This window comes from Aliinostoc sp. HNIBRCY26, from assembly GCF_050235535.1.
In the GTDB taxonomy this organism is placed as follows: Bacteria; Cyanobacteriota; Cyanobacteriia; order Cyanobacteriales; family Nostocaceae; genus Trichormus.
In genome coordinates this window covers 7,061,252-7,087,125 of the sequence record NZ_CP189852.1, presented here as the reverse complement: position 1 = coordinate 7,087,125, position 25,874 = coordinate 7,061,252, and the positions used below count along the sequence as shown (strand labels likewise).

Here is a 25,874-nt window from a genome sequence, read left to right as displayed (position 1 = left end):
TCGTAGGCATTGAACCTATGACGATAAAATAATCTTACACACGGTCTATGGTTTTCCGATAGAAGCCTATGTCATTACAATTGAAAATAGACTACCCAGCAACACTGCCTGATGCTTTACAAAAGACACGAGAACAGTTTGAACAAGAAGCTAAATGGGCAATGGCGGTAAAACTATTTGAAATGAAACGTCTATCTTCAGGTATGGCGGCTGAATTAGTTGGCACTGATAGGGTTTCTTTTTTACTCAATTTACATCATTATGGTGTAGCGATGATTGATTTAACAGAAGATGAACTGCTGACTGATGTAGAGAATGCCTAAAACTGAGAAAATAGTTATTAATACTGCTCCCTTAATCAGTATAGTAGCGGCACTTGGGGATTTAGAGGTATTGCGATCGCTGTACGCTCAAGTATTAGTTCCTTGTGAAGTTTGCCAAGAAATCATCGCAGGAGGTACGAGTGGGTTTGCAGTACCAGAATTTGAGGCCGCTAATTGGTTAGATAAATCGTCAACCCCACTCAATATATCTCCTCTTTTACTCAATTCTCTAGATTTAGGTGACGCATCTGTAATTCAGTTGGCTTTAAATCAAAATATCCAAACTGTCTGCATAGATGAAACGGTAGGTAGAAGAATAGCAAGGTTAAGTGGTCTTTCACTGACAGGCTCTATAGGCATTTTATTACGAGCCAAGCAGGAAGGATATCCTAATTATCATGCAGCAAGCTATTGAACGGATGAAAAACAAAGGTATCCGGCTTAGTGATACAGTCATCAACTTTGCACTGCAACAAGCAGGGGAGACAAGTTAATCACTAAATGCCACAATGGCGATCGCTTTCTTGATTATCTTACCAAGTGCGATCGCTACAAACGCTATATGTTTTTTTGCTGTGTGAAAGGGCGATCAGGAGTGGAGGTGATTTTTTAAGAGCGATCGCTTGTTTTCTAGGGATGGTGCAACAGTTCACGGCAAATTCCGCCATCATTATTGTGTGCGATCGTTGACGCAGATATTGATTAATCCCGGCATAATCAGCTTTTTTGATTGTTTGATAGTGGATATTTCTGAGAATAACAATTAAACCAACGTTCCCAATAGTCTTGTTTTTTTGTCAATTTCGCTATAACTCGGTTATATTTAGCAAACCAACTTTCCCAATAATCGCTAGGCACTTTAACGCAACCATCACAGGTGGGACAACCAGCTTTACATTGTGGGACGGTGTGGATGCTGCCAACACAATTTGTGCATAATTCGGGGTCAATCCACCGCTTACCGTCTTCACCAACTTTGATTGCATCAGTGGGACAGACAGACAGACAAAGCTTGCAGGAAATACATTGGCCAGTAATTGTGTAAGCCATGACTATTCTCCTTGATGGGGATTGGGGATTGGGGATTGGGTACTGGGGATTGGGTACTGGGTACTGGGAAAACATCTTACCCAGTCCCTAGTCCCTAGTTCCTAGTCCTTATTTCCTTCCTTGACGTATTGTTCGTGAAACTCTAAAGCAACTTTCTCAATCACGTCGTAAGCTTCTACAGTCTGTATGCCAGCTTGGAGCAGTTTTTCTTTGGGGGATTCGCCAATTTTGGCAACTAAAACTGCTTTGCAATCTGCGATTGTTTTCACAATATTGTCAAATGTGGCGGCTTCGCCGTATCCACCTTGACAATAATGGTCTACCTTACGGTGACTGATGAACCGAACTTCAGTCCCATCCACTTCGTAAACTTGGAATTCTTTGGCATGACCGAAGTGTTGGTTAACTAAGCCGCCGCCTTTGGTGGCAACTGCAACTAGAATTTTGGGACTGTTAGCGGCTTTCTGTTTGTTAGCTAATACTTTTTCTTTGGCGGTTTTGAGTTCTTCTCTAAATTTCTCAATACCTGCGTGGACTTCTTGGCGTTTGTCGAAGTCGTATTCTGCGGGCATTTCCAGGAATTTATCTTTGGTAAATTCTTGGCTGCGGTCTTCTCCTAATAAGCCTACAGCATCGGCGCGGCACTGGCGACAATGGCGCATCATTTTCATGTTGCCAGCACATTGGTCTTGAACTGATTTGAGTTCTTTTTGTGTGGGGCCACGTTGACCGGTTAAGCCGAAGTATGTACCGTGTTCTGGTGCAGAAATTAGGGGCATGATATTGTGCAGAAATGCACCGTTTTCCCGAATGACTTGGTTGACTTCCACTAGGTGTTGGTCGTTAATGCCGGGAATCATTACTGAGTTAACTTTGCACAGAATATCAGCTTCTTTGAGGGCTTGTAAGCCTTCTAATTGCTTCTCTAGGAGAAGTTTCGCGCCTTCTATGCCTCTGTAACGTTTGCGTTTGTAGTGAACCCAGGAGTAAATCTGCGCGCCGATTTCTGGGTCGATGGTGTTGAAAGTAATTGTAACGTGATCTATATTCAGTTGTTTAATACGATCAATATGTTCTGAAAGCATCAAACCGTTGGTTGAGAGACACAGCTTAATGTCTGGGGCTTTGTCTGCAATCAACTCAAAGGTGCGAAATGTCTTTTCTGGGTTCGCTAAAGGATCGCCAGGGCCAGCAATTCCTAAAACGGTCATTTGGGGAATTTTGCCGGCGATAACTAGAACTTTGTGTGCGGCTTCTTCGGGTGTGAGTAGTTCGCTGACTACTCCAGGACGACTTTCATTAGCGCAGTCATATTTACGATTACAGTAGTTGCACTGAATGTTACAGGCGGGAGCTACTGCAACGTGCATCCTGGCGTAATGATGATGAGCTTCTTCGCTATAGCAAGGATGTTTAGCAATACGTTCTTTGAGCTTTTCATCCATTTCCACGGTGGCGCTGCTGTTGCTGTTGCATCCGCAACCACCTGATTTTGCTTGGGTAGGTGTCGATTCAGTAACGGAAGAGCCTGTAACTGGTGGTGTCATTGAATTTCGCAAAGGTCGGTGGACTAGCTGCCACTGTGGGAGATGAAGAATGAAGTCGTGGCTGTCACACTGCCCGCAACAGTTTTAGCTGTAGCGATCGCTATTACACTTATTTAAGGTGTTTCGCTCAGTATGGCAGGTTATGAAGTCCTGGGGTTTCGGCTGGTGTGTGTCAACTTTGAGTTGTTGGTAGAATATGTGTGTCCAGCCGCGACTTCTATTCGTGAAGGCATAGTGCTATCTCATCCCTCCACTCACTTTTCGCTTTTGTTTTGTGTAGAAGCGTTAAGTGATTGGCGATATAAGATTTATAGCAGTCGTCTTTGACAGTCGTGACGCAACACTCTGGAATAGAATTTATTGGATTTATTAGGGGAATACTCAAAATCTACAAGCACGATTTTGACAGGTTTACAAGAATTAAAAAAAATATTTTCGGGTAGGGGTTCTAGTATTTTTTAGTCGGGGTACGAGTATTTATGGAAAGGGGTTCAGGATTTAGTTGTACTCATATGTAACCCAATCGCAGCAAAGGTTTGAGTGCTGTTTGGGCTGATTGATGACTATACAGTTTTGTACTCAAACCCTCCTGAATTCCTGTTGAAAGTCTTGATTTACAAGGGATTTAGGAGGGAAAAACTGGAGTAGATTACGTTGTACTACTCCAGATACGTGCGAAATTCAATTCTGTATCCAACATATCATTTTTTTTTAGATAAAAATGCAATTTATATTTTTTTAATTATTAATTAAAAATGATATTCAATAATGTGCGTAACTCATATATATCAAGCTTTATAGATTCTCGGACATAAGATTATTAATGCAGATTATTTTCAATAATTTCAACTTTTTTTCTGTTTTTATTCTAGGTTTAATTACCTGATGATATGAGAAATTGAGTATTTATTTGGTGAGGATGTGAGAAAGATCAGGAAAATATAAATTCTTTGTAATTGACTGTATTCATGAACAAAAATAAACCCGACCTTTTTTAATAGCCGGGTTTTTTGAGATTCAATATAATTATTTATTTGGAATTGCTTGCTGGACTTGTATGACATCTAAGTCTAAAGCTTGTGCTATCTGTTCCACAGTTAAACCCAGTGCTAACAGTTTAGGTATAGCTTCTAATTTGCTTTCCAGTTTGCCTTTTTGTTCACCTTCTTCTAAAGCTTCTTGATAAACCCGTGTTTGCTTTAACTCACTTCAACCAAACATTGCTTCTATCTCCTGGCGACTCATTTACGGAAATTTATAAACCTGCTACTTGCTGGACTTGTGTAACATTATGCCAGCATGATTTGATACAATACGATGCAAATCTATAAAATCCTGGCGATTTTCCGTAATCAAAATGCGGCCTATCTTTGTAGCATACTGCAAAACAACATCGTCAGAAATACCTTGATTTGCTTGACCTGTTTCGTAGGAAGTTAATACATCATATCCCTCTGCTCTGAGTAAATTTACCATTGCGATCGGGAAATTTTCATTGGAGTAAAATTGTAATGCCATCAAACTAAATCATCTTGAGCAATTTCTCGGTCGATTTGTTCGGGATTTTGTTCGTAGTAATTCCAAGCAGCACTTAAATCTTCCTTAGTCAATCCAGGATAATTTGCCAATAATTCTTCATCCAAAGCACCTTGTTGGCGATATGCGACCAAAGTCCATACGGGAATTCGTGTATTTCTAATTCGTGCTTTTCCTCCGCAAATTCCAGGTGTAATCTGAATCGGATTTTGCAACATTTGCACGTAATTCAATGCTTGGTCAACTAATTCCTCTGGTAAAGCTGCAATTACTTCGAGCAGTTGAGTCCTCTTATTCATGACAACAAAATCTCTCTCCCTCATTTCATCCTAACTTGAAATTTTATAGTAATTATCGTAGCGACGCTTTTGATACTCAATTTCAATTTTAAGTAAGCGAATATCACATAACACTACCCCAGAGTATCGCACCAATGAAACTATAATTTTGCCGTAGTGCGATCGCAGCATCATAGCTCATCGCTTAGAATTAAAATAGCTCCTACCTTGAGGAAATTGTATGCAAGTCTCTTTGCCACCAGAAGTTGAAGCACTGCTACAACGACAACTCAATAGTGGTAAATATCAAAACGCGATCGAAGTTATTGTTGCAGGAATAAGACTTTTGGAGCAGCAAGAAGACATTTACCAAGGACGATTGTCGGAACTACAACAGGAAGCGCTGATTGGATTGGAAGCATCGCAGCAGGGTAAGGTTGTTGATGGATTGACTGCAATGAACCAAATTCGTGCTAATTTGCGTCAGCGATACGGTGCATCTGACGAAGTATGAATCGAGAATTTCGCCTTACCGAACCTGCTATTAAAGACATTGAAGAGATTGCAGATTACATTGCCAAACAATCTGGTTTACGGGAATCGGAGCTTTTTTTGAGCAAACTCGATGCAAAATTTGTCAAAATCGCGCAGTTTCCTAACCTTGGACGACAACGGGATGAAATATTACCTGGTATCCGTAGTCTGTCTGTAAATAGTTATTTAATACTTTATATGCCCATAGGGCAAGATGTTGAAATTTTTCGAGTTATTAGCGGTTATCGAGATTTAACTGCATTATTTAGTGATTCCGAATCTTGATTCTTGTTTGTTGATTATTGCGATCGCGCAGCGTTCCGTAGGAATATCGCATAACACTACCCCAGAGTATGACACCAATGAAACTATAATTTTGCCGTAGTGCGATCGCTCCCCTTGCATCTCCGGTAAACGTGCTAATGAAACTATTATTTCGCTGTAGTTGCATCTGTGTTTAGCTCAATACTCAAAACTGCGAACTCAGCACTCGCTACTCTAGCCGCCAAATTTTGATGGTTTTGTCATAACTACCACTGACAAGGGTTTTGCCATCTGGGCTGATGGCGACAGAAGTAACCCCCTCAGAATGCTCTGTCAGAGTGCGGATTTCTTCTCCGGTGGTGAGATTCCACAGTTTGATGGTTTTGTCACGACTACCACTGGCAAGGGTTTTGCCATCTGGGCTGATGGCGACGGAATCAACATCACCAGAATGCCCTGCAAGAGTGCGGATTTGTTCTCCTGTTGCCAGATTCCACAGTGTGATGGTGCCGAATTCACTAACACTGGCAAGAGTTTTGCCATCTAGGCTGATGGCGATGGAAGTAACCGATGGGATTTTGAATTGGAATTGGCAAGCAACCGAGTTATAATGCCTTGTGTTCGCGTAGCGTTCCGTTGGCGCAGCCTCTCGTAGAGAAGGAAGGGTGCGGATTTGCTCTCCTGTCGCCAGATTCCACAGTTTGATGGTGTTGTCAGAACTACCAATGGCAGCAACCGATGCGCTAATGGGGATGGCAGTAACCGAGTTATAATGCCTTGTGTTCGGGTAGACTGAGGCTAGGGTGCGGATTTGCTCTCCTGTCGCCAGATTCCACAGTTTGATGGTGTCGTCAGAACTACCACAGCTATAATGCCTTGTGTTCGGGTAGGCTGACGGGTAGGCTGAGGCTAGGGTGCGGATTTGCTCTCCTGTCGCCAGATTCCACAGTTTGATGGTGTTGTCGGAACTACCACTAGCAAGGATTTTGCCATCTGGGCTGATGGCGAGGAGACGATCCCCTGTGTTCGCGTAGCGTTCCGTTGGCGCAGCCTCTCGTAGATAAGGAAGGGTGCGGATTTGCTCTCCTGTTGTCAGATTCCACAGTTTGATGGTGTTGTCAAAACTACCACTGACAAGGGTTTTGCCATCTGGGCTGATGGCGAGGGATTCAACCGGGTTATCATGCCACGTGTTCGCGTAGCGTTCCGTTGGCGCAGCCTCTCGTAAAGAAGTAAGGGTGCGGATTTGTTCTCCCGTTGCCAGATTCCACAGTGTGATGGTGTCGTCAAAACTACCACCGGCAAGGGTCTTGCCATCTGGGCTGATGGTGAGGGAAAAAACTGATTTAGAATGCCCTGTGAGGGTTCTTTCTAGAAAAAAGCCGCTGGTAAACCTATTAGTCAGAAATATTGGATTAGGTGGAAAGGAGCGAGAGCGAACATAATAATAGATTGGACTTGCAACCAGGGTAATAGCAGCACCCACCAAAATTATTAGTGCTAATTTAATATGTTGTCCAGATGGCTTGTGTAAAGTCATAACTGTGCTTTTATAGGCAAGTGTATGTATTATCGCTTAAATACAACTTACTCTCAGTAGATGCCGCAAAATTTCTGAAGCTTTCTTGGGTTGGGCTGTTCCTGGTAGAACTGATGATTATTTGTGCCACAATTGAGAAACGGACAATCAATCCCACAAAGGAATAAGCACAAGCCTGTATGTGTGTCTGCCAAATGCTATCAAACGCCTATGGCAATATAAGCTGAGTTTATGCCCAAGAAAATTAGAGAACTCAAAAGCTTATTGTTGGAAGCAGGGTTTACTTATAAACCTGCAAAGGGAAGTCATAGTAAATGGATACATCCGCTATTGACAGAAGAATGAAATACACAGTTATTATTCAATGGTCTGAGGAAGATCAATGTTATGTGGTTTTATTACCAGATTTTGACCCCTCTCCAAACCTCTCCCCTACGGGGGGAGAGGCTTTGAAAGCTAGGTTGATTTTTTTCTCTGGTTGTATGAACCCACCCTGCTTACTGACTATTTACTAATAACTCACAACTTGAGTCAATTCGTCACTAGTAACTTGTGTGTTGTTTTCCAGCACAATTTTGCGGAATAATTCGCCATCAATGGTTTCTTGATCTGCCAACAAATCTGAGAGATATTCTAATAATGTCCGGTTTTCTTGCAAGATTTCTTTGGCTTTTTGATAACATTCATTGACAATTTCGCGGACTTGTGAGTCAATTCTGGCGGCAATTTCCTCAGAATATTCTGATTTATTCATCCAGTCTCGACCTAAAAATACTTCATTGTTCTGATTTTCTAGGGATAATAAACCTAATTCAGACATCCCAAAACGTGTCACCATCTGCCGCGCCATTGCTGTTACGTGTTGCAAATCGCTGCTTGCGCCGTTTGTGACTTCTGGCTTGCCAAATACAATTTCTTCGGCGGCGCGACCTCCTAAAGTGGAGGTAATTTCGGCTTTGATTTGGGAACGAGACTTTAACCCTTGTTCTTCGTTGGGAGTAAACCAAGTTAATCCTAGTGCTTGTCCCCGTGGCATGATGGTAACTTTTTGTACGGGGTCATGGTCTTTTAATAAAGTTCCGACTAGGGCGTGTCCGACTTCGTGGTAAGCGACTAAACGTTTGTTCTTACTATCTACCAAGGGTGTCCTTTCCATCCCTGCCACAACTCTGTCTATGGCATCATCAATTTCTAGCATGGTGATGGCTTCTTTGCGTCTTCTGGCGGTGAGGATGGCGGCTTCATTGAGGAGGTTGGCTAAGTCTGCGCCGGTAAATCCTGGGGTGCGGCGGGCAATCACATCTAGTGATACGCTGGGGTCAAGTTTTTTATTGCGTGCGTGGACTTGCAAAATTTCTAAGCGGCCTTTGATATCGGGTGGGTAAACTAATACCTGTCTGTCAAAACGTCCTGGACGTAACAAGGCTGCATCTAAGACATCGGGACGGTTGGTAGCAGCAATAATAATGATGCCTGTGTTACCTTCAAAACCATCCATTTCGGTGAGTAACTGGTTGAGGGTTTGTTCTCTTTCATCGTTACCACCACCGATACCTGTACCCCGTTGTCTACCTACTGCGTCAATTTCATCGATGAATATTAGACAAGGGGCATTTTCTTTGGCTTTCTTGAATAAGTCGCGGACACGGGAAGCACCCACACCCACAAACATTTCTACGAATTCTGAACCGGAGATACTAAAGAATGGTACACCAGCTTCCCCTGCGATCGCCTTCGCCAGTAAAGTTTTACCTGTTCCTGGAGAACCTATTAACAATACACCTTTGGGAATACGTGCGCCAACAGCCGTAAATCTTTCTGGCTGCTTTAAGAAAGTCACTACTTCTTGCAGTTCTTCTTTGGCTTCTTCTATACCCGCTACATCGTCAAATTTCACACCGGTTTTCGCTTCCATTTGGAAACGCGCCCTAGATTTCCCAAAGTTTAAGGCTTGGCTAGACGCATTGGTAGAACGACGTAAAAACAGTAGCATTAAAGCCACCAGGGGTAAAATCCACAGCAAGTTCAGGAATAATCCCCCCACGGCTCTACTATTGGCAGAGAAGACTTTTTCACCAAACTCAACATTATTTTCCCTGAGTTGATTAATTAACTCTTTATTGTCCTGTAGAAGCGTCACCTTGATAGGTGGGGAATTTGGCTTTTGATCTTTTAAATAAACGTGTGCTATTTGTTCAGTTTCATCTAATTCTACTTCTTTGACTTGATTTTGCTTGATTTTCTGGATTAGCTGTCCATAAGTTAAGGGTTCGCGCTCTGCCTTCTGTGCCAAGACCGGACTACCGCCAAACATACTCGGCAACATGATCAGACTAGCTGCTAGCGCACTAGCCCACACAGCGCGCTTTGGTGATTGCTGTTTCATCAATGTTTTCTTACCAAAATTTTTCATAATAAAAATTACCCTCTGTCTGATGCCATAAGCCGAGCATATTTTCCTGACTTCTCTTTTAGCAAAAATCCTAATAACTGGAAATTACTACTTATTTAATCTAGTCTAACTCTCAAAGGAGGGTGTGGGGGTTTAAGGGTGTGGGGGTATAGGGGAAATACTTTCAAAGGCTGAATAAACCAAGCCAACTGCCAACGGGGAAGGGTTTTGGCAAATATTCACCCTTGAACACAGATATTTTGGTGAAACTTACCCAGACAACAATAAACAATACCTCAGTAATTTGACGGTGGTACGATAAATCGTTAAGATTGTTAACATAGTCGTAATGACTTCGGTTTTTTAGAATTACTTAATAATGGGTGAATTATGGTGAAAATTGTTGGCATCGGTGGTAGTTTAAGACCCAACTCCTACACCCAGTTGGCTTTACAAGTAGCGGCACAAAGGCTTGAGGCTATAGGTGCAGATGTAGAAATTCTCGATTTACGACAGTTGCAATTACCGTTTTGTAGTGGAGCTAAAGAATATTTAGAATATCCAGATGTGCAGAAATTACGTGATACCGTTCGCAATAGCGATGGCTTAGTTTTAGCTACACCTGAATATCATGGTGGTGTGAGTGGTGTGATTAAAAATGCCTTGGATTTAATGAGTTTTGAGGAATTGTCTGGAAAAGTTACAGGACTGCTCAGTGTATTGGGTGGACAATCGAACAGTAACGCTTTAAATGATCTGCGGTTGATTATGCGTTGGGTACACGGTTGGGTAATTCCAGAACAAATTGCGATCGGCCAAGCTTATGCTGCGTTTAGTCCCGACGGTAAAATTTTGGATGAAAAGTTGTCTCAAAGATTTGACCAGTTCGCTCAAAGTTTAGTTGATACTACCCGTAAGCTTAAGGGAATTAGTTAAGGGACGTATTCTATTGGGCATAGGGCATAGGGCATGGGATGGGTGTTTCCCTATTCCCCATTCCCCAGTCCCCATTCCCCTTGAAAAATGGAGGTGAGCTATCATCTTTAAAACTGCTAACATCGATAATCTGACATATTTTTCCGAAAAGGGGAAATCTCTAGTGAAGAGGTGATTACACTTATGGCAAGTAATGCTAGAGTTGCAGGAAATTTATCGGCACCTTTCAGCGAGTATCCATGCTGAAGAAACTACAACAAAAACATATTACCTTGATTGCTGGCGCAGCACTATTTGCCTTTTCTGCTGGGGCAATGGTATCAGCACCGGAGATTGGCAAATCTTTGGGACAATGGCTGAATCTTTCACAAGCTCAGTCAGATCAGCTATCTGCATCTAGCCAAATCAAGTCTGCTGTGTTCCCACTAATATCACAATCTCCAGCAGAAAGAGCCACTAAATTAGCCCAGATTGCCCAAAATGGCAGTTCGCCAGACAAAGAACGGGCGCGTTATCTGTTAGCGAGTGATTACATAGAAACTAAACAAGGACAAAAAGCTTGGGAACTGTTGACAGGGTTAGAAAAAGATTACCCTGTTCTAGCTCCTTATATTTTGCTCAGGCAAGCCCAAGCACAGGATCTTCTCGGTGCAGATGGTAAAGCTTCTGATTTAAGACAACAGGTACTCAAGCAATATCCCCAGGAAGCGGCGGCGGTAAAAGCCAAGTATTTGATTGCTCAACCCAAACTCCATGATATGGCGATCGCGCAATTTCCTTCCCATCCCCTCACCTGGGAAATTATCAGAAAGCGTCTGCAAGAAAATCCCAATCAGCCCAAATTGCAGTTAATTTTGGCTAAATATGCCTATAATCAGCCAGGAACAGTAGGAGTATTAGATCAACTCGTTAAACAGTCGGGTTTAAAACCAGCAGACTGGGAAACTATTGGTACAGCCTATTGGGAAAACAATCAATTTACCAAGGCGGCTGCAGCTTATGCTAACGCACCCAAAACTGCCCGTAATCTCTACCGCCAAGCACGGGGATTACAAGTAGGCGGGAAAGACAAAGCAAAAGCGATCGCAATTTATAATCAACTAGTCAAGCAGTTCCCAGAAGCCAAGGAAACTGGTTTGGGTTGGTTGCGGTTAGCAGAAATGGCGACTAACAACAAAGACGCTTTACCCTATCTTGACCGCGTTATCGCTCAATTTCCCGAACAAGCTAGTCAAGCTTTAGTCAAAAAGGCGCAAATTTTCCAAGCCCTCAAAGATGAGAAATCAGCCCAACAAGCTTGGCAACAACTGATTACTCAGTATGGCAAGTCCGATGAAGCCGCAGAATATCGTTGGAAGATTGCCCAAGAAAAAGCCAAAGCCAGAGATTACGTCACCGCCTGGAAGTGGGCAAGACCAATTGTCACCGAAAACCCGGATAGTATCTTAGCTCCCAGAGCCGGATTTTGGGTGGGTAAATGGGCGACTAAGTTGGGCAAAGACCAAGAAGCAAAAACCGCCTATGAGTATGTAGTTAGCCAGTTTCCCCAGTCTTATTATGCTTGGCGATCGGCGAATATGCTGGGTTTGAATGTCGGCGACTTTAATAACGTCCGCCAACTCCAGCCAGAAGTAGTTCCCCATCAACGTCCTGTCCCCACCGCAGGTTCTGATACCTTTAAAGAATTGTATCTTTTGGGACAAGACCGAGATGCTTGGCTGCAATGGGAAACAGAATATGTCAACAAACAACAGCCAACAGTCGCCGAACAATTTACCGAAGGATTGATGCGGCTAGCGCGGGGTGAAAACCTTTCTGGGATTAATTTAATCTCTAAATTAGAAGACCGCGAAACCCCAGAAGAACAAGCCGAGTATCAGCAATTGAGCCAACAGATTACCTATTGGCAAGCCCGTTATCCTTTCCCCTACCTACAAACAATTGAGAAATGGTCAGCCCAACGCCAACTCAACCCACTATTAGTGACAGCCTTGATGCGTCAAGAGTCACGGTTTGAGCCGAAGATTAAATCTGTGGTGGGTGCGACTGGGTTAATGCAGGTGATGCCAGATACAGGTAAATGGATAGCTTCAAAAATTCAGGTAGATAACAAAACCATCGATTTAGAAAACCCCAACGACAATATTATGTTGGGAACATGGTATTTGAATTATACCCATGAGCAATATAACAATAATTCCATGTTAGCGATCGCCAGTTACAATGCTGGCCCCGGCAACGTTTCCCGATGGTTGCAAACTATCCCCAACCAAGATCCTGATGAGTTTGTCGAAGCCATTCCTTTTGATGAAACCAGAAATTACGTCCGACAAGTATTTGGTAACTATTGGAATTATCTGCGACTGTATAACCCAGAGATTTCCAACTTAGTCGCTAAATATTCCACCCAGCATCCCAAATTACCGGGCGTTGGGGAATAGGAAGCGGCAGGAAAATCAGGCGAAGTTGGGGGAGAAAAAGGCAGTACCCAATGCCCAATGCCCAACTTGGAATTTTGAATTAATATCATTCAGTAGGAGTGAGTGCTGTTAGCAGTAGCGGTGCGTTCAGCCCGTGCAATTACTCATTCTCATTACTCATTACTCAGCACTCAGCACTCAGCACTCAGCACTCAGCACTTTTGTCGTCAGTCCCTAAGTCCGGCGTTCTATAATGGCTTTGATGTTGGGTATAGCAGCTAATACAGCACCCATGCTGGGAGTAGTTTTTTGCCAGCTATCCCGTGCTTCCAGTCTTTGAAGCCATGCTAATAGACGGGGATATGTATCAAAATCAATACCAAACATCCCTAAAGATGGAATGAGCGTGCCTGCCACTACTTCTGCTAGTGTAAAATCTTCGCCAGCAAAGTAAGTCTTATCACCTAATAAATTTTCGTAAAACTGTAAGACGGTGGCGACTTGTTTTTGGGAAGAGTCTAGTTTTTGGGGGTTAGTGTCTAACTCTACCAATTGCCTTGTTAATAGCATGGTAGCAGGTTGCAGCTCATTGAGTGTAACCATTTCTACCATCCGTACTGTAGCGATCGCTTGGGCTTGACTCGGCATTAAGGATGGGTGGGGATATTTCGCCTCTAAATAATCTAAAATCGCTAGGGATTCCACTACCCGAAATCCCTCATCCACAATTACGGGTACACGCTGTAAGGGATTAATTGTGGTGAAATTAGCTTGAAATTGATCCCCATCCAGATTTAACAAACAGGGTTCAAAGGGAATTTGTTTTTCTAATAATGCCACCCAAACGCGACGAGCATTCACGGAAATGGGATTGTAGTAAAACTTCAGCATTGCCACCCTAAGTTTACGAATACGCCCCTTACTATACGCTATCAAGACTGACACAACGAAACCCTTCATGGTGAGATGTGTGAGGAGATAGGGTTTTTCAGCTTTTGAGTTCTACAACTTTTATGGTTTCGATGTGGAGGCTGGAAGATGTGGAAGCAGAGAAAGTCAAGAAACGAATATACATTTTGGTTAAGAGAAGATTATTAAAAGTATTATGTTTAATTAAAATAAAATGAGAAAGTACACCTAGTATCCTCAGCATCCAAATTCATAGGAGAACCGTTGCAAATTCCCAAAAGTATTCAAATCGGAGACAAGGTTTTGATTCTACGTCCAGCATACGTAGCTGGTAAGTTTGGCGTGATTTGCGGACGAGAGTCACTTGCAGATGGTCAATCAAACAACCGTTGGCTCATCCAAGCAGAGATTGATAACATTGTGGTGTCGCTCACTCCTCAAGATTTTCAAGTCCTGGGTCATTAATCGAGATTAATTTCCAGTGAATCTGAAGGTTCCTTGGCAATGGAGAGTTATTCCTTAGTTCGCTGTAATTGTTTCCAAAGTGCTTTTATTTGGTCATCAGCCTTCAGAAGTCCGAGACAATAGTCACCATCCCAGTTTGGTATCAGTTTCAAAAATGGTGAGAACAACTAAAATAATTGAGCATTAATCGTCATCATCATTGATTATGAAATCTCTGGTATTAGTGCTTTTATCCTGATTTTCCAATGTTGCTAAAGAACGATTTAGGCGTTTGACACCACTTAGGGTAATCAAGGTGAGTAATCCTCCGATTAATCCCATTTGCCACAAACCACAGCCTATAGCTGCACCTAAACCCGCCGCAGTCCATACACAGGCGGCTGTTGTCAATCCACGGACTTTCGGCTTGTCGGACTTTCTGGGAGATTCTTGTAAAATCAATCCTGCTCCGAGAAATCCTACTCCAGTAGCTACACCCTGAATTGTTCGGCTTAAAGCGTTAGTGGCTGCATAGGGACTATCACCTTCAGCCTGTAAAGGAATCATCACAAATAATGCTGCACCCATACTGACCAACATAAAGGTTCTCATACCGGCTGGTCTACCTCCTTGTTGACGATTGAATCCAATCATGCACCCAACTACCAAAGCGAGAGCTAGTCTAAATGCTATATGTGGCCAATCGTTAGGGGTAATGATCATTTCTCCCATTGCCAAATTCCTGTTTATAAATAAAGCTTAAGTACGGTAAATCTGTAGATTTAGTCAAGTTTATTAAAAATTTAACATAAGGTTAAAAATAAGTAAAATTTTCTATTTGATTTACAGGGAATAGGGAATAGTGCAAACTTTGAACGATTACTGTTAGGGACTTCCAGATAAAAAAATAGTTTTAAGACACGAATACACTGTGTAAATTTTGTAAATGCGGTGTTTTGTCAAATTTTTTTGAGACAAAAGAAAAAGCGATCGCTTCATGGCGAGGCGATCGCTTAATATTATCCAGAGGATGACTTTTACTTCACAATCCCGGAAACAGCCATAATTTCAGGTTCGCTGATTTGAGGAGATAGGAAATCTTGGGCGTATATCCGAGGATTGGTTTGGGCAATTTGAGTATAAGATTGCCGTACTTGGGTATTTACAGCTACTGTTTTCACATCGTACATATTAGTAGCTAACTTAGGATAAACACCAATCCCAATAATCAATACCAAGAAGCTAGCTGCAATAAACACTTCTCTAGTAGTAGCGTCTCTATAAACTGCTTGGCTAGGTAGCAAACAATCTGTACCAAAGCAGACTGTCCCTTCATCTTCGTGGTTTTCGTAAGCTGAGTTGTTAATGTTGCAGGATAATTCTGCACCTGTGCCGTAAAATACCTGTCTCAACATTGATAACAGATAAATCGGAGTCAAAATCACACCTACAGCAGCTAAGAAAACCATCACAGTACAGAAAGTTGAACTGTAAATGTCACTGGTAGTAACCCCGACAAATACCTGAAGTTCGCTGACAAAACCACTCATTCCAGGGAGTGCTAAGGAAGCCATCGCACCGGCGGTGAATAAAGCAAACACTTTCGGCATTAATTGACCAATACCACCTAAACTGTCCATCGCCATTGTGTGGGTACGGTCATAAGTAACCCCAGCTAGGAAGAATAACACCGCCGCAATTAAACCGTGAGACAGCATTTGCAGCATGGCACCACTCACACCCACATCGGTGAAAGAAGCGATACCCAGCAGCACAAAACCCATGTGAGACACAGAGGAATAGGCGAGGCGGCGTTTCATGTGGGTTTGGGCAAAGGAATTTAACGCCCCGTAGATGATATTGATGACACCAAGAGTAGCTAAAACAGGAGCAAAGTAGATATGGGCATCGGAAAATATTTCTAAATTAAAGCGAATTAATCCATATCCACCCATTTTTAATAGTACACCTGCCAAAATCATAGATACAGGTGCAGAAGCTTCACCGTGGGCATCAGGTAGCCAAGTGTGTAAGGGGAAAATCGCCAGTTTGACACCAAAGGCAATTAATAATCCAGCGTAAAGTAGTAACTCTAAAGCTAAGGGGTAATTCTTCGCACCCAGTTCCACAATATCAAAGGTGGTGTTGTCACCGTAGAGAGCCATTGCTAGCCCAGCTACCAGAATAAAAATTGAAGCTGCTGCTGTGTAGAGTAAGAACTTTGTAGCAGCGTAGCGACGTTTTTGACCACCCCAAATTGATACTAAAAGATATACAGGAACTAGTTCTAATTCCCACATGATGAAGAATAGCAGCGCGTCTTGAGCCACAAATACACCAATTTGTGCTGCATACAACACCAGCATTAAGAAATAGAACAGGCGTGGTTTCAGGTTTACCTGCCAAGCAGCCAGCATGGAAAGTGTGGTGACAAATCCTGCCAACAGCACAAGCGGCATGGAGATACCATCAACAGAAACAGCCCAGCTGAAGCCCAACTGAGGTACCCAGGCATATTTTTCCGCAAGCTGAAAAGTTGCACTGTTGGTATCGTAATTTGTCCAAAAGGCGTAGCACATCAAAACAAAGTCCGCGATACCAACGCCCAAGGCATACCATCGCACCAGTTTGCCGTCTTTATCAGGCAACACGGGAATGGCTAGGGAAGCAACGAGTGGCAGTAGAATAATCGCGGTTAGCCAAGGAAATCCATCAGCTATCATGGCAATGAGCAAAAATACTTATGTGTGAATAAAACTATTCTATTAAACTTTGTTAACTTCTCCAAATAAATCTTTACCGCACCTCAGCATTAGAAAAACTCTATTCAATAGTCAAAAATCAATGAATATAAGAGGAAATCATAGATAAAGGCAGGGGATTGGGGACTGGGGACTGGGGACTGGGGATTGGGGACTCTCACAAGTGTAGGTTTTTTACCTAGCAGTGAGTGATGACTCTCAGGCTAACGACAGAATCATCGTTTCACTCACCCCTACACCCCAAAACCAATGTTTTTGGTACACGACGTAAAAAACCTACACTTGTCAGGGACTGGGGATTGGAGTTACAAAACTTTAACTAAACTGCAAATATCCCCGACTGTTGGCTAAAGTCGGGGATATTTGCATGAGGATTTGTAAATTTATTGGCGAAAATTAACTATAAAATCTGTTTTTTGTAAAACTGAATACAGAAGTAATTTGATTTATACCCTGTATATGCTTGGTGGAGTCAATAACTTGACAAATGATCTTTGTGAGAGGGCTAGAAACGATGCTAGTTACGGAAACTTATCCTGTATTTCCATTCAGACCCTTATCTGGCATAAATTGTGATGATCACATCACTCCTATAAATGAGACTTGGGTAAAGTTGCTTCATCTCCCTAGTGAATATAGTGGTGATGAAGCTAAGTTACTCTGTCAGGAGTCTCCAAACACCTGGGTAGCATGGATACCGGACTATGGTGAAATGACTCTGCACGAAAGTTGTTTTATTCCCTTGTGGTGAGATAGCTTTCTAGGAGTGAGGCGATCGCTTGCGGACAGTTCTTCTTGTATTTCTTTTTACCCAGCATTAAAATACAGTTGGGCGCACTGCTACAGCGTTTTTGACAACTGGTATGTTCGATAGTCACTTTGTCAAGTAAACCGCGATCGCACAAAGTTTGTTCTAGTTGAGATAATAACCCTTGACCACCTCTTTTTATGCAACCCGCTTTTTGACACACCATAATTTTCGCTGATGGTTGCGTTGGTAAATCTGCGTGGGAGTGGGAAACTGACTCATCACTAATCTTAGTGACTTCATAAGCTTTGAGTTTAATTGTCCCTTTGTATCGGTGTAATTTTCCCACACCATAAATATTAATGCGCTCACCTATGTGGAGAGATGAACTTAAACAAGAGCGTAATTTTTTCGGTAGTTTAATTAACACATCTCCAGAGGGAATTGCCAAACTCAAGTATTTAATTTTCTTGGGTTTATTGCCCATAAAACCCAAGAAATTACCCTCAAGATTAAACTCTGATAACTGCAAAAATTTGTCACCCATATCAGTATGAACAAGAAGGTAGAGAGTATTGTACGTCAACATATAAAAGAAAAAAGGTAAAAGAACCTATCTTTTGCCTTTTGACTTTTACCTTTTGCCTTTTTTAAGCCAGTCTTTTAGCTTCTACAGTTTTAGGTAAACTACTAGCATCTGGGATTTCACGAAATTCTAATTCCCAGCCATTCGCTAGAGTGAGAACTTTACCTTCAGCACCATCAGTTTGTTTAACTACTACTTCTTCTAAGTCTTTTTTGGCAACGTAAACTGTTAAGTTACCTGCATCATTCATCCGTAACATTACTTTCATGGTTTTCCTCAGCAGATTCTAGTTCTTTTTCCCGACAGCCAATAATGATTCCTTTTTCCAAGAAATGCACGGCATAAATATAAGAACGTTGTAAAAAAGTTCCTATACTTGCTACGTAGCCAATTTCTCCTTTTTTTGCTAAAATTTCGCCGATGTCTCGACCTGGAAATGTGCCATCATTCTTAATTTGTTTACGAAGTCTGACTTTTTCTCCTAAGTCAAACGCCGGTTCTGAATCCAATTCGTATTCATCGCGCTGCATGAGAATACCTCTGTTCTTTTACCAAGTTCAGCAGTTCTTCTGTAGTTAAACTGCGTTTTTTCTGGACTGACTGTTGGCGGACTGCTTCTAAAACAGATTGGGTTTCTTCGGCGTTGAGAATAATGCCATGCTGTTTGAGTAAGCTAGATACCAAATGTCGTCCAGAATGTTTACCTACGACTAGGCGGCGTTCCCAACCGACTTCTTCCGGTGCAAAGGGTTCGTAGGTGTCAGGGTTTTGCATGACACCATGAGCATGAATTCCTGACTCGTGAGCAAAGGTATTTTCACCAACGATCGCTTTCCAAGGTGGTACGCTAGCACCAGAAGCAGCCGCTACCAGTTGCGACAATTCCAACAACCGGGGTGTGTCAATTCCCATGTCTACGCCATAGATGCGTTTAATGGCCATGACGACTTCTTCTAAAGCTGCGTTACCAGCTCGCTCACCCATACCGATAACTGTAGTATTCACAGATGCGGCTCCAGCTTTAATTCCTGCTAAAGCGTTGGCTGTAGCCATACCGAAATCATTGTGGGTATGAATTTCTACGGGAATGGATAAAGCCGAAACTAACTGCTTTACTTCCCCATAGGTGCTGAAAGGATCAAGAACTCCCACGGTATCGCAGAAACGAAAACGGGATGCACCCCATTCTTCGGCTGACAATGCAACATCCAAGAGGAAGTTTTCATCAGCTCTGGAGGAATCTTCCCCCCCAACTGCAACCCAAAGACCTTGATCAACTGCAAAGCTAATACAGTCTTTGAGTCTTTGCAGACTTACCCGCCATTGTCCGTGGAATTTCGCGGCGATTTGAATACCGGAAACAGGAATGGCGATATGTACGCGCTTCATTCCACAGGCAATAGAAGCTTTAATATCTGAAATGACAGCGCGATTCCACGCCAACAGTTCAGCTCGTAAACCTAAGTTAGAAATGGCGGAGATGGCGCGCATCTCTTCCTCACCCATTGCAGGTATCCCCACTTCTAATTCGGGTACACCAATGCTATCGAGAAATTTAGCGATCGCCACTTTTTCTTCGAGGGTAAATGCTACACCTGCGGCTTGTTCACCGTCTCGTAATGTCGTGTCGTTAATGATAATTTTAGTCATCTCAAACATCCCTCTTAGCAATTTCTCTTAATATACTTTCAAGATTTAACGGCACTGTTTTATACAATTTGTGGTATTGGTAAATGCTAGAAATATCTGGCGAAGATTGAACAGTAAATGCAGTTAACTTTTACCTTTAATAATTCATCTTCATCATTTCTAAATATTACCTAAACAATAACAACATATCTGTATGACAGTAGACAAAAACCATGTATCATTTAATAAAAAATTTGCAAAAAATATATATTCTTTAACTAAATATTCACTATATATAAGTATTAGCAATTATCCGCTAATTATTGACATATAAGGATAATTGCTAAATATTTTTTTCAATTTATTTGAGGTGCTAAAAGTGATTAAAATGTTACATTGCAATACATTTATGTCAAGAAGATTTTCCTGTGTAGACCAAGGAATAGGCAATAGTGAAAAGTAAAATATAAACAGACATATTCAAAATATGTTGACATATCAGCACATATTAAGCAGGTTTTATTTATGTACAGAAATTTTAATTTCTTAAGTTATTATTTTCAGTAATTGAATTATATTTCGATATAAATTAATGTTTGAATTGCAACTATATTTGTTTCTGAGATATTTTCTTATAAAATTATGATTTTATGACTATTTAATCCAAGTTATTCAAATGTTATTATGTAACCAATCTAGAATTTTCTCCAATTCTTCTAAATTTACTAAACCATATTGCCAAAGTAACATCGGTAAAGGTGCAGGATCAAGTTCACGGTGTTTGAGGGCTATAGCAATATCTTTATGGGAAAGTGCAAGTTCATTATGTAAAAAATCTAGCAGTTCTACATCTTTGTTGTGAGTAGTCACGTTGTTTCACTCCTAATGCAAAATACAAAATTAAAAATCCCTAATAAAAATGCTTATTTTGTTAGTTTTTTGTCAGACCTTCTTAGCACCCAGCACTCTTAACTCAGCACCCAGCACTTAAAACGATTCATAGTTGCAATCCCAACAACGCTCTAGCCAGTCCAGCAATTCTGGGCGAGAAGCTAGAAATTGCATAACTGTACTGCGAACTAGAACTGCTGTCAAGCAGCTATTAACTTGCACCCGCAATGAGCCATCAGGATGACAGGAACACGGGATCATCAACTCTTGTAACCGATGATAAATCTGCCAGCGATCGCCAAACGGTATCTGCAATATATAATCACCTCGCAACATGATTATTTATCCTTAGTCAACAATTCTGGTTCTGAGGACTGGCTAGAGAGAGTTTGTAGTTTTTGTTCTAGCTGCTCAATTCGCGTTAATAGTGAACGAATCACATTTGCTTCTACATCAGGTAACTTGGCGTGATCCAGAGGACATAAATTATTCTTTTCCTTACGGGAAATAATCCGTCCTGGAATCCCTACTACTGTAGAGTCTGGGGGAACATCGCGTAATACAACTGAACCTGCGCCAATTCTGACGCGATCGCCAATTTGAATATTACCTAAAACCTTTGCACCAGTACCCACAACCACATGACTGCCGACAGTCGGATGGCGTTTACCGCTTTCCTTGCCTGTACCGCCTAGAGTTACACCTTGATAAATTAGGGTGTAGTCCCCCACAATCGCCGTTTCACCAATCACAACCCCCATCCCGTGGTCGATAAACACACCTTTACCAATCTTTGCACCTGGGTGAATTTCGATGCCGGTGAGAAACCGTGCTAGATGAGAAATGAAGCGAGGGAAGAACACCACATTCCGCAGGTGTAACCAGTGAGCGAGACGATGTAAACAGATAGCGTGCAAACCAGGATAACAGAACACCACCTCCAGCCAATTGCGTGCGGCGGGATCGCGTTCAAAAATTATCCGAAAATCACTCAACAATGGCTCAAACAAATTGCCAGAGAAGAGACTCTGCAACCAGGAAGTTTTGGTTTTATCAGGTGGATTCTCGATACCATCTAAGGACTGTTGCATTGGTACTGCGTGGGTAAAAGAGCCTTGTGCTATTTTTATGCTTATATCAGGCGACCCCCAACAGGACAGTACACCCCATCTTGATTGGATTTATTGGATTAATTACGTTTATACTCAACCCCTCCAACCCGCCACAGACAACAACCAAAAATTTATTTTGGGGTATGGGTACAAGTATTTTAGATATGGGGGACTAGTATTTATCACCCCAGGGTTCAGAATTTTTGTACTCGCTACAAAAAACTTAATATGTAAGACTTTGATACGATTTGAGTGAGATATTTTGAGATATATTAAGCTGTACTCAAATCCCCTGGAATATCAAGTAGACAGGACTACAACTCAAATTTCTGTATACCCAGTTACTATATTCATTATAGCGATTCGCCGCATTTAAAACAGTGCTGAGTGCTGAGTAATGAGTGATGAGTAATGAGTAATGAGTGGTGAGTTTTTTTATTACTCAAGCACTTTAGAAATAAGGGCAAAGTCCCTTAATTGGAAGCATCCTTGGGACTTCCAGATAATAAAATATTCAGCGTTGCTGATTGAGAATATGAACTGTCTCACGCAAAGGCGCAAAGGCGCAAAGGCGCGAAGGAACAAAGGAAAACAAAGGTATTGCTGGCATTTCATACTTTGATTCAGCAACGCCAAACATTCAATTCACTGATTGGAAATTGTCTTTATCTCCCCTGCCCCCTGCCCCCTGTACCCTTGCCTATACAGTGATAGGATATTTTTTTAGTTAGAAGCTCCCTTACCTCTGGCGATTTGCTGTTGGACGAACATTTCCCTTAACACCATTGCCGGATCAACATAGTTATTGGCGTACTTCATTACCCAGTGGAGATGAGGCCCGGTGGTACGTCCGGTCATCCCGATTCTACCAATTCTCACTCCTGTGGGGATTGTTTGACCTTCCCAAATTTGGATACCGCCGGCTCTATCAATCATGTACTGCCGACCGTTGGAGGTTTCTACAGAACCTTCCATATGACAATAGGTGTGTTCCCATTGTCCAGATTTAATTACGATGTGAGTACCACAAGCACCGCGATCGCTCACTTTAATCACTGTTCCACCCCACCAGTTACGAATATAACTGCCTTGTGGAGCAGCTATATCTAAACCATTGTGAAATTCCCAATTATTCCCGCCTGTTGCTGAACGACGGTAGCCAAATGCAGAGGTATAGGCTTGGAAGTTTTCTACAGGAAAAGATGCTGCTGACCAACCATTAGCTGTGGCTATAGTGTTGGATTTTACCTCTCTTGCTCTGGCAATTTCTTCTTGAGGTAATAGAGTCATGCAGCTAAAAATACTGATACTTAAGATTGACAGCGTGGCTGTTCCCAATATTACTTTTGCTTGCTGCTTACTCATTATTATGTTCCTTCAGCCATTCCTATATTATTGAGATTTATTTTTTGTAAATACTCGGCTAAATCTAAATTAAAAATCGCCATCTTTCCGGAAAAACAGATTTTTATTTGAATTATTAGATTTCTGCTGTGAGTATATACTTACGTAAATTAGCTTATTCAGTCAAATAGATTAATATATAAGGGTTTTAGGTGTCAAACTTTCGCGTTAAATTTGCTTTGCAACTGCTTAATTGCTATCAAAAAACTGTTAATAAGCAAAAATTATAGATTTTTTAATCAGGATTTTACGTGTATACATATAAAAATCAAATGTAATTCTTGAACTATTTGTGTAAGCAGGGAATAGGAAATGGGTAATTTAGATGTGTACAGGATTTTCGTGTCAAATCTTTAGACAAGAAAAGTTTTTATTTTTAAATTTAATTTATGCTGAAGATGAAAATTAATAAAATAATTTTATACAGAAAAATTAAGTATATTTGCGAATAAATTTAGGAAATCATAGATGATTTACAGCAGTCAAGGGAAAGATTATCTATGGGATAGTTGCCAAGTTGCCAAAATCTTGTTAACTTTTATGCTTAAGATTGCTGAATAAGTAGATTGATCATGATATCTAGCATCAATCGAACCATTTGCAGGAAGCACCAAAGCCATGCTGACCGAGATACTACCTTTTAGTTTTGAGATAGATACAGTTGCGATCGCTGGAGCAAGTTTGTGGTCTTTGGCGTTATATTTAGGATTTTCGCCTCTGAGTGAGTGGGTAATAGAGCAACTAGGACGCTGGTTTAATTTTGCCGAGCGATCGCTTTACACTAGTGAAAAAGAATTTGAAAAAACCCGCAAAGCCAGAGAATCACAAAACGCCTTTTACGCCTCACTGTTTAGCATTGTGCCGTTTTTGGTCATTGGAGCTTTATGTAACTGGGGTGTAGAAATCAGTTTAGGACGCAGTTGGGCAATTAGTATGGGTATCCTCGCCTGCATGGGTTCTGGAATTTACGAACTAGGGCGCAGAGATGGACAGTCTGATTAGCCAATAGTCATCAGTCATTAGGGAACAGGGAACAGAATCTTTAATTTTGAATTTTGAATTTTGAATTTTGAATTGATTAGCCCTATGCCCAATTGCCAATTTCCTCACTAACAATCTGGGCTATTTTTTGAGCTGCGCCACTTTCGCCTCTGGCGTTGCGTAGCTTGCTGCGTATTTCTTCTAATTTCTCTGGATGATCTATTAAGTCTAAAACCATGTCTCCGATTTCATTGGCTTGGAGTTTTCCGACGATTTCGGGTACTATTTCGGCTTTTGCCCAGATGTTTGGCCAGGCTAGTAAACCTTTACGTCTGAGAAATAACCAGTTAATGATTTTGGCGAAGGTAGAACCTAACACTGGTAAATTTGCCAGCAACCCTGGTAAACCATCCCAGGAACGCATAGCATCAAGTTGTTGTGTGGGTAATAACACTAGCATGGGTACACCCAAAGCCCCTAATTCGGCTGTGTTTGCTCCGACGGTGGTTAAGCAAACACAACAACGGGATAATAAATCATAGGCAGGATTTTCTTGGTGTAACTCTACATTTACTCCTTGACTGGTTTCCAATACAGGGTATTTACCACTTTGTTCAGGGACAACTAAGGAAGCACCAGAAAATTGAAAAGTTTCGGCAAAAGGGTTTTTTTGAGGATCTGCAAAGCTGGCTAGAGTTTGTAAATCTAACGTAGGCGCAACAGGAATGACAAATTTCATCTCAGGTCTTTTGCTGTGGATATATTCAGCAATTTTGAGCATTAGGGGGACACCTTGGGTTAATTTTGCGGCTTTTGACCCAGGTAACAGACCTATGATTGGGGAATGGGGATTAGGGATTGGGGATTGGGTAGTGTTGAGTTGTTTTTGGGCTTCTAGCATGATGTCGCCGACGACTGTAAATTTATCGGCGTACTTGGGGGAAACTTTGGCGGAAACTTGTGGGTTCATAACTGCAAAGCGGTCAATGAAGTTATGCCATCTGGCTTCCCATTCGGCGTAAACTAATGTACGATATCCCAGTTTTTTGCCGATGAATACAGGGAAAATTTGATCGCCACCTAAGAATATAATGACACCGCGATCGCTCCAATCCCAATTTTCTACAGTTTTACCCCAGAGTAAAAATTGCCAAAAATGCTCTGCTGATTGTACTCGGTCTACTTCTGGATAAGAAAGAGCGATCGCTGCTTCTTTACCGCTAGCATTAGGACACGGTGATAAAACTACAGAAATCCTTACCTCATCACGGTTATTTCCTAACTGTTCTCGTAAAGCCTTCACTACTGGACGTACCCAAGTCGTTACTTCCCCTGGGCCATTGGAGAGAATTAGAATATCTACTAAATCCATAAGTTAAAAGTAAACATTTATAATACCAATTCAGACAATTTATGGCAGTGTTAGCAGTTGCACAGCTTAGATATTTCTGCAATTAACAGAGCAAACATTAAGTATTGATTTAAATTATTATACGGTTATTTCAGTGTAAATACTATTAGGAATGTTGGTTTGGATGTTTCAATAAAGTTATTAATCGTAAGTTTATAAAAACTAATTTCTAGGTTC

At 41.6% G+C, this 25,874-nt stretch carries 31 protein-coding genes and 2 pseudogenes; 12 read left to right on the top strand and 21 right to left on the bottom strand.

Features of this window, described 5'->3' with window-relative positions; genetic code table 11:
* Positions 1-68: 68 nt before the first annotated feature.
* The 3 genes from ACQFX9_RS29960 to ACQFX9_RS29950 are packed head-to-tail and all read left to right on the top strand — an operon-like array spanning position 69 to position 817.
* Complete coding sequence (locus ACQFX9_RS29960; protein ID WP_427160115.1) at positions 69-323, top strand: UPF0175 family protein; 255 nt, start codon at positions 69-71, stop codon at positions 321-323.
* Positions 316-738 (top strand): DUF3368 domain-containing protein, encoded by a 423-nt coding sequence (locus tag ACQFX9_RS29955; protein ID WP_427160114.1) that lies wholly within the window; start codon positions 316-318, stop codon positions 736-738. Before ACQFX9_RS29960 ends, ACQFX9_RS29955 begins: the two co-directional genes overlap by 8 nt.
* Positions 722-817, top strand: coding sequence for a DUF3368 domain-containing protein (locus ACQFX9_RS29950; protein WP_242053539.1), 96 nt, complete (start codon positions 722-724; stop codon positions 815-817). Before ACQFX9_RS29955 ends, ACQFX9_RS29950 begins: the two co-directional genes overlap by 17 nt.
* A gap of 39 nt (positions 818-856) precedes the next feature.
* Here the strand turns inward: ACQFX9_RS29950 and ACQFX9_RS29945 are convergent, their stop codons facing one another.
* The 3 genes from ACQFX9_RS29945 to nifB form a co-directional block, all read right to left on the bottom strand.
* Entirely contained in the window at positions 857-994 is a 138-nt protein-coding gene (locus ACQFX9_RS29945; protein ID WP_427160113.1) for a hypothetical protein, read from the bottom strand.
* A 46-nt stretch (positions 995-1,040) separates the two neighbouring features.
* The gene (locus ACQFX9_RS29940) at positions 1,041-1,373 is read right to left on the bottom strand and encodes a 4Fe-4S binding protein (protein ID WP_427160112.1); all 333 of its coding nucleotides are present in this window, start codon (positions 1,371-1,373) and stop codon (positions 1,041-1,043) included.
* A gap of 101 nt (positions 1,374-1,474) precedes the next feature.
* Entirely contained in the window at positions 1,475-2,920 is a 1,446-nt protein-coding gene (gene nifB, locus ACQFX9_RS29935; protein ID WP_427160111.1) for a nitrogenase cofactor biosynthesis protein NifB, read from the bottom strand.
* A 132-nt stretch (positions 2,921-3,052) separates the two neighbouring features.
* On the opposite strand from nifB, the gene ACQFX9_RS29930 reads away from it, so the two are divergent.
* The gene (locus tag ACQFX9_RS29930) at positions 3,053-3,247 is read left to right on the top strand and encodes a hypothetical protein (RefSeq protein WP_427160110.1); all 195 of its coding nucleotides are present in this window, start codon (positions 3,053-3,055) and stop codon (positions 3,245-3,247) included.
* Between the two features lie 939 nt (positions 3,248-4,186).
* Here the strand turns inward: ACQFX9_RS29930 and ACQFX9_RS29925 are convergent.
* Both ACQFX9_RS29925 and ACQFX9_RS29920 read right to left on the bottom strand, forming a co-directional pair.
* Positions 4,187-4,438 (bottom strand): DUF5615 family PIN-like protein, encoded by a 252-nt coding sequence (locus ACQFX9_RS29925; protein ID WP_427163036.1) that lies wholly within the window; start codon positions 4,436-4,438, stop codon positions 4,187-4,189.
* Positions 4,438-4,755: a DUF433 domain-containing protein gene (locus tag ACQFX9_RS29920; protein ID WP_427160109.1), complete on the bottom strand. Its 318-nt coding sequence runs from the start codon at positions 4,753-4,755 to the stop codon at positions 4,438-4,440. Before ACQFX9_RS29920 ends, ACQFX9_RS29925 begins: the two co-directional genes overlap by 1 nt.
* Before the next feature lie 220 nt (positions 4,756-4,975).
* On the opposite strand from ACQFX9_RS29920, the gene ACQFX9_RS29915 reads away from it, so the two are divergent.
* Together ACQFX9_RS29915 and ACQFX9_RS29910 are read left to right on the top strand one after the other, a co-directional pair.
* Positions 4,976-5,248 carry a type II toxin-antitoxin system ParD family antitoxin gene (locus tag ACQFX9_RS29915; protein ID WP_335024820.1) on the top strand — a complete coding sequence of 91 codons (273 nt, stop codon included), beginning with the start codon at positions 4,976-4,978 and terminating at the stop codon, positions 5,246-5,248.
* The gene (locus ACQFX9_RS29910; RefSeq protein WP_335024818.1) at positions 5,245-5,553 is read left to right on the top strand and encodes a type II toxin-antitoxin system RelE/ParE family toxin; all 309 of its coding nucleotides are present in this window, start codon (positions 5,245-5,247) and stop codon (positions 5,551-5,553) included. Before ACQFX9_RS29915 ends, ACQFX9_RS29910 begins: the two co-directional genes overlap by 4 nt.
* Here ACQFX9_RS29910 and ACQFX9_RS29905 read toward each other — a convergent pair.
* Complete coding sequence (locus ACQFX9_RS29905) at positions 5,534-5,719, bottom strand: hypothetical protein (RefSeq protein WP_427160108.1); 186 nt, start codon at positions 5,717-5,719, stop codon at positions 5,534-5,536. The genes ACQFX9_RS29910 and ACQFX9_RS29905 overlap by 20 nt on opposite strands.
* A gap of 42 nt (positions 5,720-5,761) precedes the next feature.
* A pseudogene (locus ACQFX9_RS29900) lies at positions 5,762-6,901 on the bottom strand (WD40 repeat domain-containing protein); the annotation flags it as partial.
* Between the two features lie 402 nt (positions 6,902-7,303).
* On the opposite strand from ACQFX9_RS29900, the pseudogene ACQFX9_RS29895 reads away from it, so the two are divergent.
* Positions 7,304-7,411, top strand: a pseudogene (locus ACQFX9_RS29895) (type II toxin-antitoxin system HicA family toxin); the annotation flags it as partial.
* Positions 7,412-7,583: 172 nt separating this feature from the next.
* On the opposite strand, the gene ftsH reads toward ACQFX9_RS29895, so the two are convergent.
* Complete coding sequence (gene ftsH / locus ACQFX9_RS29890) at positions 7,584-9,485, bottom strand: ATP-dependent zinc metalloprotease FtsH (RefSeq protein ID WP_427160107.1); 1,902 nt, start codon at positions 9,483-9,485, stop codon at positions 7,584-7,586.
* A 369-nt stretch (positions 9,486-9,854) separates the two neighbouring features.
* Between ftsH and ACQFX9_RS29885 the strand changes: the two genes are divergently transcribed.
* Together ACQFX9_RS29885 and ACQFX9_RS29880 are read left to right on the top strand one after the other, a co-directional pair.
* Positions 9,855-10,400, top strand: coding sequence for an NADPH-dependent FMN reductase (locus ACQFX9_RS29885; RefSeq protein WP_427160106.1), 546 nt, complete (start codon positions 9,855-9,857; stop codon positions 10,398-10,400).
* Between the two features lie 239 nt (positions 10,401-10,639).
* Positions 10,640-12,841, top strand: a complete 2,202-nt coding sequence (locus tag ACQFX9_RS29880; protein WP_427160105.1) for a transglycosylase SLT domain-containing protein — start codon at positions 10,640-10,642, stop codon at positions 12,839-12,841.
* A 213-nt stretch (positions 12,842-13,054) separates the two neighbouring features.
* Here the strand turns inward: ACQFX9_RS29880 and ACQFX9_RS29875 are convergent, their stop codons facing one another.
* Complete coding sequence (locus ACQFX9_RS29875) at positions 13,055-13,711, bottom strand: glutathione S-transferase family protein (protein WP_427160104.1); 657 nt, start codon at positions 13,709-13,711, stop codon at positions 13,055-13,057.
* A gap of 282 nt (positions 13,712-13,993) precedes the next feature.
* Here ACQFX9_RS29875 and ACQFX9_RS29870 point away from each other — a divergent pair, with 282 nt between their 5' ends.
* Complete coding sequence (locus ACQFX9_RS29870) at positions 13,994-14,194, top strand: hypothetical protein (protein WP_427160103.1); 201 nt, start codon at positions 13,994-13,996, stop codon at positions 14,192-14,194.
* Between the two features lie 183 nt (positions 14,195-14,377).
* On the opposite strand, the gene ACQFX9_RS29865 is transcribed toward ACQFX9_RS29870, so the two are convergent.
* Together ACQFX9_RS29865 and ACQFX9_RS29860 are read right to left on the bottom strand one after the other, a co-directional pair.
* Complete coding sequence (locus ACQFX9_RS29865) at positions 14,378-14,905, bottom strand: MgtC/SapB family protein (RefSeq protein WP_103135363.1); 528 nt, start codon at positions 14,903-14,905, stop codon at positions 14,378-14,380.
* Positions 14,906-15,210: 305 nt separating this feature from the next.
* Entirely contained in the window at positions 15,211-16,896 is a 1,686-nt protein-coding gene (locus ACQFX9_RS29860; RefSeq protein ID WP_427163035.1) for an NAD(P)H-quinone oxidoreductase subunit 4, read from the bottom strand.
* Between the two features lie 553 nt (positions 16,897-17,449).
* Here ACQFX9_RS29860 and ACQFX9_RS29855 point away from each other — a divergent pair.
* Positions 17,450-17,686 (top strand): hypothetical protein, encoded by a 237-nt coding sequence (locus ACQFX9_RS29855; RefSeq protein WP_339391052.1) that lies wholly within the window; start codon positions 17,450-17,452, stop codon positions 17,684-17,686.
* On the opposite strand, the gene ACQFX9_RS29850 is transcribed toward ACQFX9_RS29855, so the two are convergent.
* The 9 genes from ACQFX9_RS29850 to ACQFX9_RS29810 form a co-directional block, all read right to left on the bottom strand.
* Positions 17,670-18,230, bottom strand: coding sequence for a (2Fe-2S) ferredoxin domain-containing protein (locus tag ACQFX9_RS29850; RefSeq protein WP_427160102.1), 561 nt, complete (start codon positions 18,228-18,230; stop codon positions 17,670-17,672). The genes ACQFX9_RS29855 and ACQFX9_RS29850 overlap by 17 nt on opposite strands.
* Before the next feature lie 103 nt (positions 18,231-18,333).
* Entirely contained in the window at positions 18,334-18,537 is a 204-nt protein-coding gene (nifT, locus tag ACQFX9_RS29845; protein ID WP_103135359.1) for a putative nitrogen fixation protein NifT, read from the bottom strand.
* Entirely contained in the window at positions 18,512-18,799 is a 288-nt protein-coding gene (locus tag ACQFX9_RS29840; protein WP_427160101.1) for a nitrogen fixation protein NifZ, read from the bottom strand. The genes nifT and ACQFX9_RS29840 overlap by 26 nt, the downstream gene beginning before the upstream one ends.
* Positions 18,786-19,919, bottom strand: a complete 1,134-nt coding sequence (gene nifV, locus ACQFX9_RS29835; protein WP_427160100.1) for a homocitrate synthase — start codon at positions 19,917-19,919, stop codon at positions 18,786-18,788. The genes ACQFX9_RS29840 and nifV overlap by 14 nt, the downstream gene beginning before the upstream one ends.
* A 651-nt stretch (positions 19,920-20,570) precedes the next feature.
* A complete protein-coding gene (locus ACQFX9_RS29830; RefSeq protein WP_103135357.1) occupies positions 20,571-20,768 on the bottom strand; it encodes a DUF2949 domain-containing protein in 198 nt (65 codons plus the stop codon).
* A gap of 117 nt (positions 20,769-20,885) precedes the next feature.
* The gene (locus tag ACQFX9_RS29825) at positions 20,886-21,125 is read right to left on the bottom strand and encodes an Asr1405/Asl0597 family protein (RefSeq protein WP_427160099.1); all 240 of its coding nucleotides are present in this window, start codon (positions 21,123-21,125) and stop codon (positions 20,886-20,888) included.
* A 2-nt stretch (positions 21,126-21,127) separates the two neighbouring features.
* Positions 21,128-21,880 carry a serine O-acetyltransferase gene (cysE, locus tag ACQFX9_RS29820; RefSeq protein WP_427160098.1) on the bottom strand — a complete coding sequence of 251 codons (753 nt, stop codon included), beginning with the start codon at positions 21,878-21,880 and terminating at the stop codon, positions 21,128-21,130.
* Positions 21,881-22,415: 535 nt separating this feature from the next.
* A complete protein-coding gene (locus tag ACQFX9_RS29815; protein ID WP_427160097.1) occupies positions 22,416-22,541 on the bottom strand; it encodes a hypothetical protein in 126 nt (41 codons plus the stop codon).
* 83 nt (positions 22,542-22,624) lie between these two features.
* Positions 22,625-23,266, bottom strand: coding sequence for a M23 family metallopeptidase (locus tag ACQFX9_RS29810; protein WP_427160096.1), 642 nt, complete (start codon positions 23,264-23,266; stop codon positions 22,625-22,627).
* 657 nt (positions 23,267-23,923) lie between these two features.
* Between ACQFX9_RS29810 and ACQFX9_RS29805 the strand changes: the two genes are divergently transcribed.
* Positions 23,924-24,307 carry a hypothetical protein gene (locus ACQFX9_RS29805; RefSeq protein WP_427160095.1) on the top strand — a complete coding sequence of 128 codons (384 nt, stop codon included), beginning with the start codon at positions 23,924-23,926 and terminating at the stop codon, positions 24,305-24,307.
* An 82-nt stretch (positions 24,308-24,389) separates the two neighbouring features.
* Here the strand turns inward: ACQFX9_RS29805 and ACQFX9_RS29800 are convergent, their stop codons facing one another.
* Positions 24,390-25,658 carry a lipid-A-disaccharide synthase gene (locus ACQFX9_RS29800; protein ID WP_427160094.1) on the bottom strand — a complete coding sequence of 423 codons (1,269 nt, stop codon included), beginning with the start codon at positions 25,656-25,658 and terminating at the stop codon, positions 24,390-24,392.
* Between the last annotated feature and the right edge of the window lie 216 nt (positions 25,659-25,874).